Annotated in this window: 20 protein-coding genes; all 20 read left to right on the forward strand. The window is 63.7% G+C overall.

The features are described 5' to 3' along the window. The first annotated feature begins 15 nt into the window (after positions 1 to 15). On the forward strand, positions 16 to 321 hold the full coding sequence (locus E8M83_RS00460; RefSeq protein ID WP_137171431.1) for a hypothetical protein: 306 nt from the start codon (positions 16 to 18) through the stop codon (positions 319 to 321). Then, complete coding sequence (locus E8M83_RS00465; protein WP_137171432.1) at positions 300 to 1,733, forward strand: fibronectin type III domain-containing protein; 1,434 nt, start codon at positions 300 to 302, stop codon at positions 1,731 to 1,733. Before E8M83_RS00460 ends, E8M83_RS00465 begins: the two co-directional genes overlap by 22 nt. 131 nt (positions 1,734 to 1,864) lie before the next feature. After that, a complete protein-coding gene (locus tag E8M83_RS00470) occupies positions 1,865 to 3,304 on the forward strand; it encodes a sialate O-acetylesterase (protein WP_170976640.1) in 1,440 nt (479 codons plus the stop codon). Positions 3,305 to 3,559: 255 nt separating this feature from the next. Next, positions 3,560 to 3,904 carry a hypothetical protein gene (locus E8M83_RS00480; protein ID WP_137171435.1) on the forward strand — a complete coding sequence of 115 codons (345 nt, stop codon included), beginning with the start codon at positions 3,560 to 3,562 and terminating at the stop codon, positions 3,902 to 3,904. 166 nt (positions 3,905 to 4,070) lie between these two features. Further along, entirely contained in the window at positions 4,071 to 4,619 is a 549-nt protein-coding gene (locus E8M83_RS00485) for a hypothetical protein (protein ID WP_137171436.1), read from the forward strand. After that, positions 4,616 to 4,918 carry a phage head closure protein gene (locus tag E8M83_RS00490; RefSeq protein ID WP_137171437.1) on the forward strand — a complete coding sequence of 101 codons (303 nt, stop codon included), beginning with the start codon at positions 4,616 to 4,618 and terminating at the stop codon, positions 4,916 to 4,918. Before E8M83_RS00485 ends, E8M83_RS00490 begins: the two co-directional genes overlap by 4 nt. After that, positions 4,915 to 5,427 carry an HK97-gp10 family putative phage morphogenesis protein gene (locus E8M83_RS00495; RefSeq protein WP_137171438.1) on the forward strand — a complete coding sequence of 171 codons (513 nt, stop codon included), beginning with the start codon at positions 4,915 to 4,917 and terminating at the stop codon, positions 5,425 to 5,427. Before E8M83_RS00490 ends, E8M83_RS00495 begins: the two co-directional genes overlap by 4 nt. Next, positions 5,424 to 5,774: a DUF3168 domain-containing protein gene (locus E8M83_RS00500; RefSeq protein WP_137171439.1), complete on the forward strand. Its 351-nt coding sequence runs from the start codon at positions 5,424 to 5,426 to the stop codon at positions 5,772 to 5,774. Before E8M83_RS00495 ends, E8M83_RS00500 begins: the two co-directional genes overlap by 4 nt. A gap of 114 nt (positions 5,775 to 5,888) precedes the next feature. Next, positions 5,889 to 6,536: a phage tail tube protein gene (locus tag E8M83_RS00505; RefSeq protein WP_137171440.1), complete on the forward strand. Its 648-nt coding sequence runs from the start codon at positions 5,889 to 5,891 to the stop codon at positions 6,534 to 6,536. 98 nt (positions 6,537 to 6,634) lie between these two features. Then, positions 6,635 to 6,952 carry a phage tail assembly chaperone gene (locus E8M83_RS00510; RefSeq protein WP_137171441.1) on the forward strand — a complete coding sequence of 106 codons (318 nt, stop codon included), beginning with the start codon at positions 6,635 to 6,637 and terminating at the stop codon, positions 6,950 to 6,952. A 56-nt stretch (positions 6,953 to 7,008) separates the two neighbouring features. After that, on the forward strand, positions 7,009 to 7,266 hold the full coding sequence (locus E8M83_RS00515) for a DUF1799 domain-containing protein (protein ID WP_137171442.1): 258 nt from the start codon (positions 7,009 to 7,011) through the stop codon (positions 7,264 to 7,266). Between the two features lie 40 nt (positions 7,267 to 7,306). After that, positions 7,307 to 13,156 carry a tape measure protein gene (locus tag E8M83_RS00520; protein ID WP_137171443.1) on the forward strand — a complete coding sequence of 1,950 codons (5,850 nt, stop codon included), beginning with the start codon at positions 7,307 to 7,309 and terminating at the stop codon, positions 13,154 to 13,156. Between the two features lie 8 nt (positions 13,157 to 13,164). Further along, entirely contained in the window at positions 13,165 to 14,064 is a 900-nt protein-coding gene (locus tag E8M83_RS00525; RefSeq protein ID WP_137171444.1) for a hypothetical protein, read from the forward strand. Continuing rightward, the gene (locus E8M83_RS00530) at positions 14,064 to 15,074 is read left to right on the forward strand and encodes a hypothetical protein (RefSeq protein WP_137171445.1); all 1,011 of its coding nucleotides are present in this window, start codon (positions 14,064 to 14,066) and stop codon (positions 15,072 to 15,074) included. The genes E8M83_RS00525 and E8M83_RS00530 overlap by 1 nt, the downstream gene beginning before the upstream one ends. Beyond that, on the forward strand, positions 15,074 to 15,460 hold the full coding sequence (locus E8M83_RS00535; RefSeq protein WP_137171446.1) for a hypothetical protein: 387 nt from the start codon (positions 15,074 to 15,076) through the stop codon (positions 15,458 to 15,460). The genes E8M83_RS00530 and E8M83_RS00535 overlap by 1 nt, the downstream gene beginning before the upstream one ends. A gap of 27 nt (positions 15,461 to 15,487) precedes the next feature. After that, positions 15,488 to 15,802, forward strand: a complete 315-nt coding sequence (locus E8M83_RS00540; protein ID WP_137171447.1) for a hypothetical protein — start codon at positions 15,488 to 15,490, stop codon at positions 15,800 to 15,802. A 19-nt stretch (positions 15,803 to 15,821) separates the two neighbouring features. Beyond that, positions 15,822 to 16,061, forward strand: coding sequence for an HP1 family phage holin (locus E8M83_RS00545; protein WP_170976641.1), 240 nt, complete (start codon positions 15,822 to 15,824; stop codon positions 16,059 to 16,061). Further along, complete coding sequence (locus tag E8M83_RS00550; protein WP_137171452.1) at positions 16,061 to 16,606, forward strand: lysozyme; 546 nt, start codon at positions 16,061 to 16,063, stop codon at positions 16,604 to 16,606. The genes E8M83_RS00545 and E8M83_RS00550 overlap by 1 nt, the downstream gene beginning before the upstream one ends. Continuing rightward, entirely contained in the window at positions 16,585 to 16,980 is a 396-nt protein-coding gene (locus tag E8M83_RS00555; RefSeq protein ID WP_137171448.1) for a hypothetical protein, read from the forward strand. Before E8M83_RS00550 ends, E8M83_RS00555 begins: the two co-directional genes overlap by 22 nt. Positions 16,981 to 17,375: 395 nt before the next feature. Continuing rightward, positions 17,376 to 18,131, forward strand: coding sequence for a translesion DNA synthesis-associated protein ImuA (imuA, locus tag E8M83_RS00560; RefSeq protein WP_307721846.1), 756 nt, complete (start codon positions 17,376 to 17,378; stop codon positions 18,129 to 18,131). The last annotated feature ends 665 nt before the right edge of the window (positions 18,132 to 18,796 follow it).

Consider the following 18,796-nt stretch of genomic DNA (forward strand, 5'->3'; position numbering starts at 1 on the left):
ACCGGGCAGACCGTCATGACCCACCTGCACATGGCCACCAGCGTCTCGACCATCCGCGTGTACGACGCGCCGGGCGGCTACGAGGCTCGCCGGCCGTATGCTGGAATCATCACGGTCACCCACCTCACAGACCGCGTCGTGTATGTGCACGGCGCCGTCGGCCAGGTCTCGCGCGCGACCTATGCGCAGGCCCTGGCCATGCTCGCCAAGCTCGGCGTCACCACGGTGATGTACGAGCGGCGCGGGCGAATGAAAACCATTGAGCTGCAACAGTGCGGCCCCAACAACATCGAGGCCCCATGCGATTCGCCGATCGAGTAAAGCAAACCACCATATCGACCAGCGCGGCAAGCATCCCGCTCAGCGGCACGGTGGCGACCTTCGGCACCTTCCCGGCGGCCTTCGAAGTCGGCGCAACCGGGATCGTGGCTTGCATGGATGATGGCAAGGGTGCTTGGGAGATCAGCGTCTATACGCTGACCAATTCCAGCACGCTGACCCGCACGGCGATCCTGTCGAGCTCGAACGGGGGAGCGGCGGTGACATTCCCGGCCGGTGCGAAGGAGGTTTTCTGCACCGTGGCGGCGAAGGTGCTGGCTGATTTTGTCAGCCTCAATGATGGAATAACCGTCGCAGGCCTTCCGCGAGGCGTCCCGCAGGCTGCGGACCTGATCTCGTTCGCCCGCGCGGCTGGCGGCGATCTGGCAATCACGTACGGTGACTTTCTGGCGCTCGTCAACGGCAACCCGCCTGCGAGCGACACCACCGCGCCGGCGTTCCCCGACGCGCTGTCGTCGGCCTCGGTCATGCAGACCAGCTTTACCCTGGCATGGCAGGCCGCGACCGACGCGAGCGGCATCGCTCGCTACGAGTACAGCTACGACGGCTCGACCTGGACGAGCGCCGGCACTGCGCTGTCGGTCAACCTGTCCGGACGCACCGCCGGCACCACTTACACGATGCGCGTGCGCGCCATCGATCCGTCGGGGAATATCTCGGCCGTGCGTACGCTGGCGGTCACGACTGCCGCTGCATCGGGCGATACGCAGGCACCGAGTATGTCGGGCTCGATCAGCACGAGCGCGGTCACCTCGAGCGGCTACACGTTCGGCTGGACGGCCGGCACCGACAATGTAGGCGTCGACCACTACGAGACCAGCATCGACGGCGGCGCCAGCTGGGAGAGCTTCGCGGCAGGTACCCTGAGCCGCACTGTGGCCGGTAGGCCGGCCAGTACGACCGACAATCTGCGCGTTCGCGCGCACGATGCGGCCGGCAATATCTCAAATGTCCTGAGCGGAACCGTCACGACCCTAGCCGGCATGTCTTATTCGATCACCCCATATAGCGGTGGCACAGTCAAAACGACGGTTGACGGTACGGCCCCGAGCACCACGCAAGGCACGCTCAAGGGTTTTAGCTACGGCGCAACGATGTCCAATCAGTACGTGAACATTGTGCCGTCGCCGACCGCCGCGTGGTCCGGCTGGGGGGATTCTCCAACTGTGCCACCAGCACGAATTACGGCGACCGAAAATACAGGCTCGTCCGCCAAAAATGGGATGACCCCGATGGCCAAGGGGACTGGTAACGCATGGTCCAATACGAGCCAACGCCTATGGGTGCAAACGGGTAGCGGCGACAGTCCGCCCAAATATTATTGGGTTGATCCAGGCGACGGCACTCCGGTCTGTATGAATCTGAGCACTGGAACCGTGGTCGTGGGGGCTTAATGCCGATCTTGCTATTCAATGGGCGCCCCGTACTCACTGGTAGCCGCGTGCGGTCCGTAACGCCTGGGCCGAACGTCGAGCCAGAACCTGAGCCATCTTCGATTACGCTGGACTCCTGGGTGGACTACCGCGTGCTCCAACGCGTCGGCAACAGCAAGGTCGTCGAGTTCAGTGGTGGCTACGGCAACGTGACCCCGGCACAGATCGAGGCTCGCGTCGTCGACTACACGACCGGCGCGCAGGTGACACCCTGGACCGCCTTGAGCAATCCGTCGATTGGAAACGGGCTCTGGTCAGGTCAGCTGAATACCCCGCAGGGTGGCTGGTACAGGATCCAGGTGCGCGACTCGGCCCGGCCCGCAGGCGTCGTGTCGGGCGCGACTCGCTGGGGCGTGGGCATCATCGTCTTGATGTGCGGCCAGTCGAATATGTTCAACCTGAGCGTTAGCGGCACTTACGGGTATCCGACCGGCCATCCGCTGGTGGTCGAACCTGCGAGCGGTGCCGGCGTTGGCCCTGGTAGCCCGCCATACACGTATCGCCGCGTCGGCCTGACCAATGACAACTGGCCGCCGAACACGATGAACAAATCGCAGCAGGCCGGCCTTTCGAACGGCAAAACGATGCCGGGTCACGTGCACCTCGGTAATTTGCTGGCGATGAGCTTCAACGTGCCGGTCCTGCTGCTGAATAAAGCGAAATCCGGCTCGAAGATTGACGCTGTTTGGATGACCGGCCAAAGCGGCTGGAATGACGTAGAGCTGGCCGTGGCCGCTGTCGGCAGCGATTTTGAGCTGGTGTACTGGCTGCAAGGAGAATCGAATAGCGGCATGGCCCGCGCCGTCATGGTCGGCCACCTCAACACGCTGTATTCACAGCTCAAGACTTTGAGCGGACGGAATAGCGACACGCTCAAGATGGGCATCATTTCGCTTGGTCCGGTCAGCCTGAGCAGCAGCTATTCGGGGGCGAGCGACACCAAGTTCGGCGAGATTCGCGCGGCCCACGTGGAATTCGCCAGCAACACCCCGGGCGCGTTCTTCGCCGCCGCTACGCACGACAGCATGGCCAGCGACGGCGTACACATGGGCGCGATGTACCAAGCACGCACCGGCGCCAAAGCGGCCATGTCTTATATCGCATTGAAAGGCCGGGGCCCATCTGGTGCCGGCCCGCGGGTTACTGGCGGCGCGCGCACTGGTGTCGATATCGACCTGGACGTCCAGCAGGCCGGCGGTACGGCGCTCGCCGACGGCGCTGGCGGCAACGGCACGGCGCTGCGTGGATTCCGCGTGTTTGATGCGACCGACACCACGCTGGCGTCGCCGCTGCAGATTGCATCGACCATGATCCTGGGCCCCGACAAAATCCGCCTGCGCCTGGCAGTAGCGCCCGCCGGCAGCGTGCTGGTCGACTACGGCATGACGAATACCCCGCACAGCCCCGACCCGATCTCGGCCGCCATAACGTCGTTATCGGAATCGGCTGTGTACGACAACGTGGCGGTTGTGAACAGCCCTGTTGGCTGCCTACTTCAACCTTTCGCAGCAATCCACATCACAGGGAGCTGACATGCTCGGTTACTCCGTCCTCGGCGTGTCCGTGTTGGGCACGTCCGGGCAGGCGGGCGCCGAGCCGCCAGAGGTAACGCCGCCAGGCCCGATTGATGTAACAAAGATTTCCCCGTCCCGAATTGTCGTCTTCGAAAGCAGCGGGAGCCGCATCACGCCGTTCGGCGGCAGCGGCTCTCGCGCCACGCCTTTTGAGGGCAGCGGCAGTCGGATTACGCCCTTCGAGGGTGATGGCAGTCGCCTGGTGAGGTTTGAATGAATGAGAAGGCCCCTTGGAAAGAGGGCGACGACTGGTTCGTCTTCCGCGATCCTGATGAGAAAAGCTACTACGGCGCAGACCTGACCGAGGAATTGATCGATCGCGCCACGACCCCCAAGGCGAGCGGCGCGCTTGAGCTGGTGCTGGTCGGCGTCGTCCAGTTGGAGGCGCCGCAGCTCCAAGTCGTGACAGTCGCCGGTGTGCAGCGCACCTACGCGATCGCCTTCTTGGGCGGCATTGAGGGCGAGCCTCCGGCCGACTGGAAGTGGACCGCTCGCGTCTCTTGCGCGAACGGTGAACGCTTCGACAAAACGACAAAATTTCGCCGGAGGGACACCTGATGTACGACGTCAGCAAACTCCCGGCCGTCCGAGCGCTGATTGAGCAGGCTGAGCAGCCGGAGCAGCAACCAGACCCGGCGCCGGCCATTGAATATGCGCGCGCGCCACAAGCATCTGGCGCACCAGTCGGATCCGGCCGGCCGCCAGCAATACAGGAAACGACCCGATGAGCTTGAAACTGATCACCCCGCCGGCGGCGCTGGCGGTGTCGCTCGATGCCGCGCGCACCTCGGCCCGGGTGGATGGCGAGGAGCACGACGCCGAGCTGCGCCAGGTGGTCGAGGCGTACACCCGCGAGGCCGAGCACGAAACCGGACGCGCGTTCGTGGAGCAGACCTACCGGCTGACGCTCGATGCCTTCCCGGCAGCGATCCGGCTGGACAAGCCGCCGATTCAGTCGGTGGCGCACGTCAAGTTCTACGATCCAAACGGCGCCAAGCTCACGCTCGATCCGCAGGACTACCTGCTGGACGCCGAGAGCGAGCCAGGATTCCTCGTGCCGGCGCCGGGCCGCGGCTGGCCGGCGACGCAAGCGCGCGTGAACGCGGTTGAGGTGGTCTACACCTGCGGATACGGCGCTGACGATGCGTCGGTACCGGCGAACGCCAAGCGCTACATCCTGGGCAAGGTGTCCGAGGAATTCGCGCCTGCTGGCACGTCCAAGAACGAGTTCCTGGGCAAGCTGCTCGACGAATTGAGGGTCTATTCCGCATGATGAACGACCGAATCACCCTGCAGCGGCCTGGCCCGGGCGCCGGAAAGCTGCGCGCGCCCGGGGCCTGGGAGTCGGTCGGCAGCGTCTGGGCCCACGTGCTGTTCCCGAGCGGCGCCGAAGTGGTGCGCGCCGGCGGCGAGGTCTCGATCGTCAAGTGCTCGATCAGGATCCGCGCGCGCGCCGACATCGACACCTCCTGGCGCGTCCTGTTCAAGGGCAAGGCCTACGACATCGAGTCGGCGCTGCCAGATGGCCGTGATCCGCGGTTCATGTTCCTGGTCTGTAAGGGGGTGTCGTGATCGAGTTCGACACCTCAGCCTTCGAGCGCGCGATGACCGAAGCAAAGCAGACGATTACGGAAGCGCTGGGCGAATCGACGCTGCGCACAGTTGGGTTCGCCGGCGCGGAGATATTTTGCGATCAGGCCAAGCAAAACTCCCTCAAGCATTACAAGACGGGCGTCCTGTACAACAACATCATCGTCAAACGTCTTGAAGAGGAGGCGGATGGTGGCCTCCGGCAGGTCTACATCGTCACCGTTCGAAACGGGCGCGCGGGCGACTGGGCTGCTTACTACTGGAAGTTCGTCGAGTTCGGTCACAAGTTCGTCCCTCGGAACAAGAAACGCGGCAGAACAGGCAGTACGGTCGGGTGGAAGGCTCATCGACAGGCGGCTGCGCTCGAGTACGGCACCGCCAGCGCCCCGGCGTACCCGTTCATGCGGCCAGCCTATGAAAGCAAGAAGCAGGAGGCCGTCGACGTCATGACCCGCACCCTGGCTGAGCAGATCGCAAGGAATGCCCGATGACCCCTGAAGACCATATCGACGCCGTGCTGCAGCACCTGGCCGGCGGTCGCGTGTTTCCTGACGTGGCGCCGCTGAACACCGAACGGCCGTTCGTTACCTACCAGCTGGTGGGTGGCGCGCCGGACAACTACCTGAGCGGCGATTTGCCCGAGAAGCAGCAGGTGCGCATGCAGGTCAACGTCTGGGTCGATCGGCGCGCCGAGGCATCCGAGATCGGGATGCTGGTCGAGGACGCGATGCGGTCGGCTGCCCACCTGCAGGTCGAGGTCATCACCGGCCGCGTGGCCACCTATGACGAAGAAACCGACCTGCGCGGAACCATGCAGGACTTCAGCATGTACTGCTGACCCAGAACAACCCCTTTCCAGGCCGCCCCGAGAAATCCGGGCGGTTTTTTCATGCCCGCGAGGGCGCGCAATGGCCCGGATTCCGGGCTTTTTTACTTTTGAGAGGCCCTCACCATGGCTGTATCCGTCCCCAACAACAGCACCTTCTCGGTCGCTACCACCTATGCTGCCGCGATCAGCGTTTCGGCCGCAACCAATGCTCTGGAGGCGGTCCTGACCACCGCTGCCAACACCTTCGCAGTCGGCGACATCGTCGAATTCTCCACCGGCTGGGTGAAAGCGAATCTGCGGATCTTCCGCGTGAAGGCCGCAACTTCGACCAGCGTCACGCTCGAGGGCTTCAATACCAGCAATCTCCAGCTCTACCCGGCTGGCAACGGTGCTGGCTCGCTGCGAAAAATCATGACCTGGACCGTCGTTCCATACATGAAGGAGTTCACGCCTTCGGGCGGCGACCCAAAGTACAACACCGAGGAATACCTGGATATCGAAGACGAAATCCAGATGTTCAACGGCTTCTCCGCCGTGTCGATCGCCATGAGCATCGCCGACGATCCGACCCAGCCGCACAACGCAGTTCTGCAAGCTGCGACTGATACGCAGGCAGTGACCGCGTTCCGCGTGGTGCTCCAATCCGGTGCCCCGCTGTTCTATAACGGCGTGCTGGGCTACAACCCGAACCCGAGTTTCGTGAAGGGCCAGGGCATGGTCGTCAAGTGCGGTTACGCACTGCGCAGCCGCGTCAACCGCTACGCCTCGTAACCCGGTTGCCAGCCGGCGCCGAATGGTCGGCGCTGGCCTTCCCAGCCCGCGGGGTAGTGCCTCGCGGGTCTTTTTACCTCTCCTGAAAGAAAATCACCATGGCAAAAGCAAAACTTTCCCTCGCCGGCGAAGCAACCTTCAAGGCAACCGTCACGATCCCGGTCCCAGGCGGCACGACCGCCGACGTGGAATGGACCTTCGCATGGATGGAGCGCGACACCTTCAAGGAGTTCCTGAAAAACCTGGCCGGTGCCGAGGACATCGACGCGCTGATGGATGTCTCGCGCGGCTGGGATCTCGATGATGCGTTCGGCAAGGCCGCTGTCGAGAAGCTGATCCAGAAATACGTGGGTGCGACCCGCGCCGTCCTGGACAAGTTCATTTCCGAGCTGAGCGGGCAACGCGAAAAAAACTAAGGGCCGTCGCCTCGGCCCTCTACGAGCCTGAGCCGTCTGAGACCGAACTGGCGGTTCTGGGCCTAACACTAGAGGACTTGGCGACGGATCCTGTCGAGATATGGCCTGAGAACGTCCGGGCCTTCGACCTGTTTTACAGCCTGCGCAAACAGTGGAACCTCGCCCCGATGGGCGGCCCGATCGGGCTGAACTTCCTGGTTGCCTACAACCGCATGGACCGCATGGGCCTGACGCCGGAGGAATACAACCAACTAGACGAAGACCTGCAGGTGATGGAAGACGCAGCGCTCGAGGCTATGCGGAGCAAGGAATAGACGTTGTGCCGCCGCCGGGCGGCTTTTTTATGGGCGGCGAATGAGCACTATCACCAACGAAGCAGTCATCAAGATCACTGCCGATGCGAGCGGCGTCGAATCCGGCTTGCGCCAGGTCGAAGCGGCGACTGCGCGCACCGGCAAGAACCTCGAAAACCTCGGCGCCACTGCACAGAAGACCGGGAAATCGCTCGAATCGCTCGGCGCTGGCCCTGGCCTGCGCAATGTCGGCGACGGCGCCGGCGCTGCGGCTGGCCAGGTCGACCGTGCGACGAAAAGCATGGCTGACTCGATCCAGCGCGCCACCGCCACGATGAATGCTGGCGCGAAGGGCAGCGCAGCCTATTACGAGGCGCTGGCCAACACGCGAGGGCTGAACATCACCGCGCTGCGCCCGTACTTGGACCAGCTGGACGCTGTCACCCGCAAGACCCAGCAGGCCGCAGCCGCGCAGCGACAGCTCGACGCCGGCAACAATTTCTTGGCCGGGCTGCGTGCTCAGGCGGAAGGCATCGGTAAGACAGCCTCCCAACTCGCTGCCCTGCGCGCCGAGCAGTTGGGTGTCGCGGATGACGCGCGTCCGCTGATCGAGCAGCTGCAGGCGGCTGAAGAGGCCGCTGGGAATGCTGGAAATTCGATCAGCGGCTTTGCCGCAGCGCTTGCAAGCGTCGCAAGCGGCGCTGGATTGGCAGCTGTCGTGCAGCTGTCCGATGAATATGGCAAGTACGTCGCCCAGCTGAAGCTGGCCACTACCGGGCAGAGCGAATTCGCGAACGCCCAGGGAGCTGTGCGCCGGATTGCCGCTGGTGCTCAGTCGGACCTCTCGGCCACCGGATCGCTTTACGCGAGCATCACCAAGAGCACGCGCGACCTCGGCATCGCTCAGGCCCAGGTGGCGGATATCACGGAAACCGTCAGCCTCGCCTTGAAGGTTTCAGGGGCATCCTCGGCCGAAGCAGGCTCCGCGATCCTCCAGCTGTCGCAGGCCTTTGCGTCAGGCGTGCTGCGCGGTGACGAGTTCAATTCGGTCAACGAAGCATCGCCGCGCCTGATGCAGGCGCTGGCCGATGGAATCGGCGTGCCTGTTGGTGCGCTGCGTGCTATGGCCGAGCAGGGCGCGCTGACTACCGACGTGCTGGCAAACGCTCTCCCGCGCGCGCTGGCGGCGTTGCGCACCGAGGCGAAGTCGGTAGAGTCGATCGGCGGCGCGGTGACAGTATTGAAGAACAACTTGCTGGAGCTGGTCGGCTCGACTGCTCAGTCGAATGGCGTGGTGAGCGTTCTGTCGGGCAGTATCGGACTGCTGGCCGAAAACCTGATGCTGGTTGGCGGCGTCGTTGCGACCGGCGCACTGGCAAAGTTGGGCTCGATGTTTGGTGTCGCGGCCACGAAGGCATACGAAAATGTTGCAGCGAGCCGCGCTCTGGCCGCGGCCAATTTGGCTACCGCAAACACGAACGTCGCTGCGGCGGCAGCTGCCTCTGCGACTGCTACCGCGCGCGTCAACGAGCTGCGGGCAGCGGTACTGGCCGCAGAAGGCAATGCCGCGCTGGCGATCGCAACGAATGGACTGATTCCGGCCCAGGCGCGTGCGGCGGCAGCGGCAGCAACCCACACCGCGGCGCTGACTGCGCAGGCGACTGCCGCTCGCGCCGCATCGGTCTCGATCACGGCCGCGCGCGGCGCTCTGGCGCTCGTTGGCGGCCCGGTGGGCGCGGTTATCACCGTGCTCGGCCTGGCCGCAACTGCCTGGGCCGTGTGGGGCAATGCAGCCGAAAAGGCCAACGACCAGGCGACCGAGTCGACCGAGGAATCGACGGCGGAAATGATCGTGCGTCTCGACGAGCAGATTACCAAGCTCCGCGAGCGCAACGCGCTGGCAGCCACCGAGCCGCGCATCAAGGCGCTCGACGGCATCAGCGAGGTCGATAAGGACGGACTGGCGCGCGCGAAAGCAGCGCTCGACGCGAACAAGGCCGCGCAGGCTGCGGCTGGAAATGATGCGCGCGCACGTATGATGCTCCAGCTCGAAGAGGTCGAACTGTCGGGTAAATACGAGGCAGCGCTCGGGCGTGTGAAGGCGCTCCAGGGCGAGGTTGCAGTTGCGGCTGCGCGCACCCGCGGCGAACGCTTGGACGACTGGTACGCCAAGAACGGCACGTCCGCGCAGCGACTGGCCGCCGAACTCGAAAACCTCAAGAAGGAATTCGGCACCATCCCTCCAGAAATGGAGAAGTTGGTGCGCGCCAAGTTCGCCGACCCGGCCGCCACCAAGGCGATCACCGACCAGGCAAAGGCGGCGAAGGAATATGCCGACCTGCTCGCGCGCATCAGCGGCAAGAGCCTGGGCGTAGATTCGGACTACCAGGAGAACCTGGCGAAGCTGGCTGCCGGCTATAAGGCGGGCAAGCAGACGCTGGCCGAATACACTGAGACGCTGGAGAAGTACAACGCCCAGCAGCCGCGCGCAGTGCAAGCCGCAAAGGAACTGAGCGACTTCCAGGCTGAATACTCGAAAGGTCTGGAGACGACGAGCACCGTGTACGCGAAGCGCGTGCAGGACGCTCAGGACGAAGCGACCCGAAACGAGGATCTGGCGCGCACCTACGGGATGACCAAGTCGGCGATCGAGGCGCTCGAGCTGGCGCGTTTGGAGGAGCAGCTCGCCCAGCGCGCGACGCTGGGCTTGCAGCTCGACCAAATCGAGATGCTCGAGAAGCTGATCGACGCGAAGAAGCGCAGCGCAGGCGCCGCGGTGCGGATGGAGGGCATCGATGCGGCGAAGAAGGCGGGCGAAGATCTCGACCGGTTCCTGGATCCGACCAAGGCGCAGACCTTTGGCGAAGCCCTGAAGGGCGCGTTCGGCGCCGCCGGCGACTCGATGACCCAACTGATCAGCGGCCTGGACGCCTATGGCATCCGCCAGGCCGAGATCGACAAGGCCCGCAAGGATGCATCCGTCAAGTATGCAACCGACTCCAAGGGTTACGCCGACGCGATGGCTGCGATCACTGCCAAGGAGGTGAAGAGCCGCCTGAGCGGCTACGGCGATATGTCGGCCGCCGCGAAAGGGTTCTTCAAGGAGAATTCGACTGGCTACCGCGTCATGGAGGGTGCGGAAAAAGCGTTTCGTGCGATCGAGCTGGCAAATCAGATGCAGTCGCTCTACACGCACCTGTTCGTAACCACGGCGAAAGCCACTGGCACGGCGGCTGGGCAAGGGGCTGAGACAGCTGCGGTTGTGGCTGGCGAGGCCGCGCGCAATACCGCCAAGGTGCCAGGCGTGTTCATGTCGTTCATGAGCGCATTGGGACCGTGGGGAATGGCTGCCGCTGCTGCTGCGATCGCTGCGGTGCTGGGCGGCGCGTTCAGTGGTGGCAGTGTCGATATGACGGCGCAGCGCCAGGAGAAGCAGGGAACTGGCTCGGTGCTGGGCTCGGACGCCAAGTCGGAATCGATCGCGCGTTCGCTCGAGGCCATCGAGGGCGCCACGCTCCAAGGCCTTGGCATCAGCAATGGCATGCTGACGTCGCTCCGCAACATCGAGGCCGGCATCGGGCAATTCGCTTCGCTGCTGGTGCGAAGCACGGGCGTTACCGGTGACTTCGGTGCGGAGTTCGAGTCCGTGGGCAGTGCTGCGAAGCTCGGCCTCGAGCTCGACAAGATCGGCGGCGACTGGCTGGGCAAGATGACCAGCCGCATCCTGGGCGCCGTGTTCGGTGGTAAGACGACCGTCGAAGATACCGGCTTCATGGTCGACCGCGCGAGCTTCGCCACCATCGCTGCTGGCGGCCTGAGCGCGATGCAGTACGCCGACATCAAGAAAGATGGTGGCCTGTTCGGCAGCGACAAGAACAGTACCAAGCTGGAAGGTCTCGGGCTGGAGGGCAACCGCCAGATTGCCAGCGTCCTGCTGTCGCTGTACGACACGGTGCTGGAAGCTGGCTCAATGCTCGACATCGGTGCCGACGGTTTCGCTGAGCAGCTAAACCGCTTCGTTGTCGATATCGGCAAGGTCAGCCTGAAAGGGCTGTCGGACGACGAGATCGAGAAGGAGCTGTCGGCCGTGTTCTCGAAGGTCGGCGACGACCTGGCTAAGTTCGGCGTTGGCGGCCTGGAGCAGTTCCAGAAGGTGGGCGAAGGCTACCTTGAGACCCTGACCAGGGTGGCCACCAACTACCAGGCGGTAGCGGTGGTGACCGATTCGCTGGGGATGACGTTCGGCTCGCTGGGCCTAGCCTCGGTCGGTGCGCGCGAGCGGCTGATCGACCTGGTCGGCGGCCTGGACGAATTCACCTCGAGCGCTGACCAGTTCCTGTCCGATTTCTACTCGGACAAGGAGCGCGCCGACGCGCTGCGCGGCCGGATCACTCCTACGCTGGACCAGTTCGGGATCAAGACCGGCGCCGAAGACTCGCTGCAGCAGTTCCGCAGCGTTGTCACGGGCCTGGACGTGACCACCGAGGCAGGCGCGCGCGCCTACGCCACGCTGATGCAGATCGCACCGGCGTTCAAGCAGATCGCGGACGTGGACGCGAAAGTGTTCGAAGAGCGGGCCGACCTGCAGAAGCAGCTGGACGAGCTCACGCTGTCCGAGACCCAGCTGCTGGCCAAGCAGCGCGCCGCGCTCGACGAGAGCAACCGCGCGCTGTTCGACCAGATCCAGGCGGTGAAGGCCAAGACAGCGGCCGAGGAAGCGGCAACCGCGGCAATTAACAAGGCGAAGTCGGATGCTGCTGCCCTGATGGGCGGTGTGGATTCGGCGTTCTCGGTGCTGCAGAAGGTGGTCAGCCGCCAGAAGCAGGCGCTGCAGGACGAGATCAGCGTTCGCACGGCTTCGATCCAGAAGATCGAGGCGCTGTCGCAATCGCTGCGCTCGACCTTGGATGGCATGACGGTGCAAGGCCGCGAGGCTGAGGACCGCCAGGCCGCCCAGGCGCAGATCCAGGCGGCCCTCGCGATCGCCAAGGCATCGGGCAAGCTGCCGAGCGCCGACGACCTGCGCAATGCCTTGTCGGTGGCAGGTCGCAGTTCGGCTGACCAGTTCGCCACCCAACAGGATTACTTGAGGGACTTCTACGCCACCCGGGCCGGTATCGAAGACCTGGCGGGGCTGACCGACAAATCGCTGTCGGCCGAGGAGCGCAGCCTGAAATCGCTGGAGGACCAGGTCAAGCAGTACGACCTGATGCTCGAGCGCGAGCAGGAGCAGATCGACGTCCTGAAAGGGATTTCGGTCACCGGCCTGTCGATCGAGCAAGCCCTCGCAGCGCTGCACAGCGCAGTGGTGGCCGCCGCGGCGAACCCGGTCAATTCGGCTGGTTCAGCGATCAACGACGCCTACAAGGATTCGCTGGGCCGGGCGCCGGACCAGGCCGGGCTGGACTTCTGGAAGGACCAAGCGGCTGGCGGCCTGGGCACCGGCGCCATCGTCGACGCCATCAAGAATTCGCCCGAGGCCAAGATCCGCGAGCTGTACCGCGACGTCTTCGGCCGCGCGCCGGACGCCAGCGGCCTGCAGTTCTGGGTCAGCCAGATGAACGGCGGCATGTCGCTCAGCACCATCCGCGACGCAATGATGGGCAGCGACGAGAAAAAAGGGCTGCGCGGTTTCGCGGTGGGCGCGAACTACATCCCGGTCGATATGCCAGCGATGGTCCACCAGGGCGAACGCATCATCCCAGCGGCAGACAACCGCGAGCTGATGCGCCGCCTGGCCAGCCCTGAAGGCAACAACCAGGCCCTGGCCGCGGCCGTCGAGCGGCTCACGCGCGAGGTTGAGGGGCTGCGCGCCGAAACGCGCGCGGTGGCGACGCACACGGAGAAATCGGGCCGCCTGTTGGGCCGGGTCATCCGTAACGACGTTTTGGTCACTGGACAGGAGGGTTAATGAGCGGTATGAAAATCATCAAGCCGACCGTCATCACTGACGCGATGCTGGTGAGCAGCTCGGTGCCGGAACCGGACGCGGGGGAGGAGGTCTGGGTTGCTTCGAAAGCCTACGCAGCAGGCAACGTCGTGATCCGGACCACCACGCACCGCAAGTACGAGCGCAAGGTGGCGGGCACGAGCAGCACAGCGCCCGAGAGTGACCCGACCAACTGGTTCGACATCGGCCCGACGAATCGCTGGGCCATGTTTGACCGGAAGGTCGGCACGACGACCACTGCCGCCACCTCGGTGGTCGTGGCCCTGCGCGTCGGCGGCGTCTCGGGGATCGGCGCGCTCGAGCTGACCGGCCGTGAGTTGAAGGCGACGCTCCGGGATGCTCCGGGTGGCGCGATCGTCTACACCAAGACGATCGTGCTGGATGGAACCATCATCGAAAGTGTCTACGAGTGGTTCTTCGCCGACTTCGAGCAGCAGACCGATGCTGTCATGATCGACCTGCCGCAGCACTTCACGAATGGCGAGCTCACAATCGAATTGACCGGCACTTCTGGCGTCGAGATCGGCGTGCTCCAGGCTGGCCAGGTGATCGAAGTGGGCATGACGAAGAAGGGCGCCTCGGTCGGCATCACCGACTTCAGCAAGAAGGAGCGCGACGTTTTCGGAAATTTCGACATCCTGGAACGCACCTGGAGCAAGAACAGCAGCATGCAGGTGCTCACCGACGCCCGAGACTTCAACAAGATCTACCGGCGCTTGGCGTCTATTCGCGCGGTCCCGTGTATCTACATCGGCACCGACCGGGTCGGCTTCGAGCCGATGATCACCTACGGGTTCTACAAGGACTTCGGGATCACCGTCGACTACGAGCATTCCCATTTGCTTAACATTGAAATTGAAGGGCTGTGATGGCTATCGATCTACTCAACCCCCTCGACAGGACGTCGCCCACTTTCCGGGGCGACGTCGACGCCCTGTTCTCGGGCGGGCTCAACAACGTCATCGCACAGATGAATGCTGAGCTTCAAGGCGTTCATGCGATGCAGGCTGGGGGCGCGTATGCATTTATGTACACGTTCGACAGTAGCACGGCTGTCGCCGACCCTGGCCTCGGCCGGCTGCGCATGAACAGCGCAACGCAAAGCGCTGCGACAATTCTTCGGGCAGACCAGCAAGAGGCGGGCGGGGTAAATATTGCGGCATTGTTCGATGCAATCGGCGCCGGTGGTAGTGTTCTCAAAGGCGCCTTGCGAATAGTAAAGGCGTCTGATCCGACTCAGTGGATGCTATTCGACGTTCTGGCCGTTGGTTCCGCATCCGGCTATAGGAATCTGACCGTTGTGCATCGAGGCGGCACTTCTGCAAGCCCCTTTGCCAACGGCGAATCGGTCATGATCTTCGTTGACCGCGCTGGCGATGTCGGTAACGGTGCAGAGGTGCTGCTCGGAACTGCTGATATCACTGAGCCGACCGCGCTCATAAACTTTCTGAACATTTTCTCGCCGTTATACGATAACTACCGAATTGAGTTGCTGGGCATGACTTTTACTGCTACAGCAGCGGCGTTCCGCCTTCTATTTGCAGTTGGCGGCGTCGTAACTACGCAAAGCGTTTATTACAACGCATCAACGTCGGGAGCGACAGCGACCCAGACAAGTTGGATTTTTCCGCAGTCAACTGTCACTCAGCGCCCGACAACCCTCACGCTTGAAATTTCCAACATCAACAGTGCGGCGACCCCATCAACTCTCCGCACCACTGGTGTCCACCAGTATTCAAACAGCGGCAATGTTACGGTATTGCCAGTGTTTGATGCTGGACTTTGCGTGGGTGAGTTCGTCGCGAGCGGCTTTCAGCTGCAGCGTACCACTGGCAATTTCACGGGCGGCAAAATCCGCGTTTATGGACGGAGGAATTAATGAAGGTGCTCGAAGATGGCGTCTACCGCAATGCTACCCCTGAAGAAATCGCCGAGGCCGAGGCGCGCGCCAACGAGCCGCAGCCGGCGCCACCGCGCCACATGACAGTGCTCGCGTTCCGCAACCGGTTCACGAAGACCGAGAAGGTGCGGGTCGAGCTGGCGGCGATCGACGATCCGGCTGCCGGCCTAGAGCATCGCGAGCGCGCCGCGGTCGTGCGCGTCGGCCAGGCCGACTTGGCGGCGGCCACCTATGTGGACGTCGACCGCGCCGACACGCGCGCGGACGTACAGGCATTCGAGGCAATGGGTCTGCTCGACGCTCACGGCCGCGCGCTGGCGATCCTCGACGACGAGATCCAGCCGCACGAGCGCTACTACAGCTGATCCTTCTCCCACCACAAAGGAAATAGCATGAAAAACCTGAAACACGGCCTGTTCCAGTTGTTCATCGCGTTCGACCAGCTATTCAACGTGCTGCTCAGCCCCTTCAGCCTGGAGACCTGGGCCGACGAGACGATCAGCTCGCGTTCCGGCCGCCTGATCCACCGCTACCCGTACAAGTTCTACGCCGCGGTGATCGATCTGATTTTTCACCCTTTCCAGGGCCCGAACCATTGCGTCAACGCCTACAAGAAAGAGTTGACGCGCTACCAGTTCCCGCCCGAGATGCGAGACCCGGCGCCCGCCGCCGACGACGACCAAGCCCGCCAAGAGCGGGTTTTTTAACGCCCATCGAAAGGCAACAATGAAGATTACTCCACCAGAAATGGGCAGCTACGCCGGCGGCGCCGTCGCAATCGGCACGTCCCTGACGCTCACCCAGGTCGGTATCGTCGTCGGTATCGTGACCGCGCTACTGACGTTCGGCTTGAACGCCTGGTATGCGGCGAAGAAGGACGCGCGCGAGCAGGAGCTCGCCGACCTCGACCGTCGTGAGCGGGAAGTGCGCCTCGCGCAGCTCCTGGCCCAAGAGGTGAAGTCGTGATGCGCCGGGCCGGCCTGGCCGGCATCGTCGGCGCCGTTGCCGCTGCCGCGCTTCTCGTCATCACCCCGAAGTTCGAAGGAACCGAGTTGACGACCTACCGCGACATGGGCGGCGTGCTGACCTACTGCACCGGCGCCACTGAGCATGCGCAGTGGGGCAAGACGTACACGCCTGAGCAATGCCGCACCCAACTCGACCACGACTTGGCGCGGCACGCACTCGGCATCGCGCGGTGCGTGCCGCTTGCCAGCATGACCGACGGCCAGCGGGTGGCCTTCGTCGACGCCGCGTACAACATCGGCGTCGGTAACTTCTGCGGCTCCAGCATGGCGCGCCGGGCGAATGCCGGGGACATGACTGGCGCTTGCAACGCGCTGCTCGCATGGAACAAGGTCAAGGTCTGGCGCCAAGTCATCGGCGCGGATGGAAAGCCGGTCAAGGACACGAACGGCCAGGTCGTGATGCGCCAGGTGCTCGAGGAGGTGCGTGGGCTCACGCGCCGGCGCCAGGCCGAGCGCGAACTGTGCCTGAGGGGGCTGCCGTGATCCCGGTGCAGTACCGCGCGCTGGCGGCCGGCGTGGCCGTGCTTCTGCTGATGGCCCTTGCTGGCGCCGCCGGCTGGTTCACGAACGGCTGGCGTCACGGCGCTGAGATCGCCGACCTGAAGCGCGCGCACGCCGAGTTCCGCGCCACGTTGTCCGAGCAGGCGCTTGCCGACGTCCAGGCCGACGCCGCCACGATCCGCGCCGCCGCGACCGAGTTTGCCACCATCCAATCCACCCTGGCGCCGCGCATGACGGCGCTCACCAAGGAGCTGCGCAATGCGCCGAAACTTCCTGCTGATTGCCGCCCTGATCCTGTCCGGGTGCGCAACCTCGACGCCGCAATCGACGCCGTCAACCAAAGCATCCCTCGATAGCGCGCTGGCGGCGCCATGCCCAGCAGTTGCGCGGCCGGCCGCCGACGACTTCGACGCCTGGCAGGCCTGGGCTATCGACCTGCTGCGCCAGTATGCTGAATGTGCCGCTCGTCACGCGAAGACGGTTCAGGCGTGGCCGAAGTAGATCCTCTCCGCGGCCCGCCCTGGATCAGCACGCGCTGGATGGCCGCCAGCGGCGCGCCGCATTCGTGGAGCGAGACGACGCCGGCCGCCATGCCGAACGCGGCAGAGATGTTGACGGCTAGGTCGACCTGCACGGCCATGAGACGGTCAGTTCGTTGATCCATGCGGCAAGTATCGCAGAGTAGGGCGTTGTAGTGACAGCTCAGCATCATCCTATGCGGGGCGGATGCTCGCGCGGCGCTGGCGCAACAGTGATCATCCTGATACTGGTGCTATACTGTATAAAAACACAGTATTTCAGCGAGTCAACTATGCTAACCGCCGCCAAGATCAACCCCGAAGACCTGCACCCGTCGCTCTGGCGCGCGTCGCAGCTGGCGCGCAACCATTCGCGCTGCATCAGCACCGGCCACCCCTCGCTCGATAACCAGCTGCCGGGCGCGGGCTGGCCGACGGGATCGATGACGGACCTGCACGTGCAGCAGGCGGGGATCGGTGAGCTGCGCCTGCTGGCGCCGGCGCTGACCACGGTGGCGAAGCGAAAGATTGCGTTCCTTCAGCCGCCACATCCGCCGCAAGCGCTGGCCCTTGCCGCCATGGGCCTAGCGCCTGAGTCGGCGCTGTGGCTGCGCGCCACCAAAACTGCCGATTGCCTGTGGGCGGCAGAGCAAGTGCTGCGCAGCGGGAGTTGCGGCGCGCTGCTGTTCTGGCAGAACCAGATCCGGCCGGAGAGTCAGCGGCGCCTTACGCTGGCGGCCCAGGAGGGCGAGACGCTGTTCTTCATGATGCGGCCGCTCGCTGCGGCCCAAGATCCGTCGCCGGCGCCGCTGCGCCTGGCGCTGCGCCCGCGCGCTGGCGGCCTCGAGGTCGAGTTCGTGAAAAGGCGAGGTCCGCAGCGCGACGAGCCGCTATTCCTGCCGATCCAGGTCAACCCGGCGCATCGCCTCCAGCCGCAGCGCCAGGCCGTGCCGGCGTACCCGGTCGCGGAGCCCGCGCTGCACCAATAATCGAGGTACGAGCTGTACTATTCGAAGGGGCCGACCTGAATCAAAACAAGGGGTTACGACGGCACCTGAGGCGGTTCTGTAGTACAGCCCGCCCATGCTAAGCGATTGTCTCAAAAGACGAAATCGGCAAAGCATGGATAGATTCATAGCCTATGCGACTCACCGCTCCGCCGGCTTAGCAATCCTTATCGATGTGTTGTGGATTTTCCATTCAAGCCGGCTCACGTCAATGAGGTGTCGACCATCTGACAGTAAGTACTCCTTGCTCCCCGGCAGGCGGCGCGCTGGCCCGTCGACAGGCCTGGTTTCAGGACCCGGGTGCTGCCACAAGTCGATCCGGTAGGTATATCCATCGCTGCCGACTGCCTCAAAACTCTCGATTATGTGTGACATGCCGCGCCTCCGGTAAGGTCATTTTTCAGCAGTCAATTGTGCAACCAATTTGACATTTTTGCAACACGCGCGTCCCGCCATTTGCTCACCAAAATCGTTTCCGCAACCATTCCCCAAAGCTATATAAAACAATGGGTTATATAGGCCCAAATGTCACACCCTGCGGAGACGATTGTTCGATAAGTAGCTGAGCCGTAAACCTTTTGGCCGTAGTCTTGAAAACTGCCGACGGTGTGAGCCGTTCGTGAGTTCGAATCTCACCGCTTCCGCCA

The sequence above is a fragment of the Massilia sp. HP4 genome (genome assembly GCF_005222695.1).
GTDB lineage: Bacteria > Pseudomonadota > Gammaproteobacteria > Burkholderiales > Burkholderiaceae_D > Telluria.

Bases quoted from the DNA above. Each gene is read 5' to 3' on its own strand.
- E8M83_RS00460 (WP_137171431.1), top strand. From the start codon at position 16: ATGACCCACCTGCACATGGCCACCAGCGTCTCGACCATCCGCGTGTAC.
- E8M83_RS00465 (WP_137171432.1), top strand. From the start codon at position 300: ATGCGATTCGCCGATCGAGTAAAGCAAACCACCATATCGACCAGCGCG.
- E8M83_RS00480 (WP_137171435.1), top strand. From the start codon at position 3,560: ATGAATGAGAAGGCCCCTTGGAAAGAGGGCGACGACTGGTTCGTCTTC.
- E8M83_RS00485 (WP_137171436.1), top strand. From the start codon at position 4,071: ATGAGCTTGAAACTGATCACCCCGCCGGCGGCGCTGGCGGTGTCGCTC.
- E8M83_RS00490 (WP_137171437.1), top strand. From the start codon at position 4,616: ATGATGAACGACCGAATCACCCTGCAGCGGCCTGGCCCGGGCGCCGGA.
- E8M83_RS00500 (WP_137171439.1), top strand. From the start codon at position 5,424: ATGACCCCTGAAGACCATATCGACGCCGTGCTGCAGCACCTGGCCGGC.
- E8M83_RS00505 (WP_137171440.1), top strand. From the start codon at position 5,889: ATGGCTGTATCCGTCCCCAACAACAGCACCTTCTCGGTCGCTACCACC.
- E8M83_RS00510 (WP_137171441.1), top strand. From the start codon at position 6,635: ATGGCAAAAGCAAAACTTTCCCTCGCCGGCGAAGCAACCTTCAAGGCA.
- E8M83_RS00520 (WP_137171443.1), top strand. From the start codon at position 7,307: ATGAGCACTATCACCAACGAAGCAGTCATCAAGATCACTGCCGATGCG.
- E8M83_RS00525 (WP_137171444.1), top strand. From the start codon at position 13,165: ATGAAAATCATCAAGCCGACCGTCATCACTGACGCGATGCTGGTGAGC.
- E8M83_RS00530 (WP_137171445.1), top strand. From the start codon at position 14,064: ATGGCTATCGATCTACTCAACCCCCTCGACAGGACGTCGCCCACTTTC.
- E8M83_RS00535 (WP_137171446.1), top strand. From the start codon at position 15,074: ATGAAGGTGCTCGAAGATGGCGTCTACCGCAATGCTACCCCTGAAGAA.
- E8M83_RS00540 (WP_137171447.1), top strand. From the start codon at position 15,488: ATGAAAAACCTGAAACACGGCCTGTTCCAGTTGTTCATCGCGTTCGAC.
- E8M83_RS00545 (WP_170976641.1), top strand. From the start codon at position 15,822: ATGAAGATTACTCCACCAGAAATGGGCAGCTACGCCGGCGGCGCCGTC.
- E8M83_RS00550 (WP_137171452.1), top strand. From the start codon at position 16,061: ATGCGCCGGGCCGGCCTGGCCGGCATCGTCGGCGCCGTTGCCGCTGCC.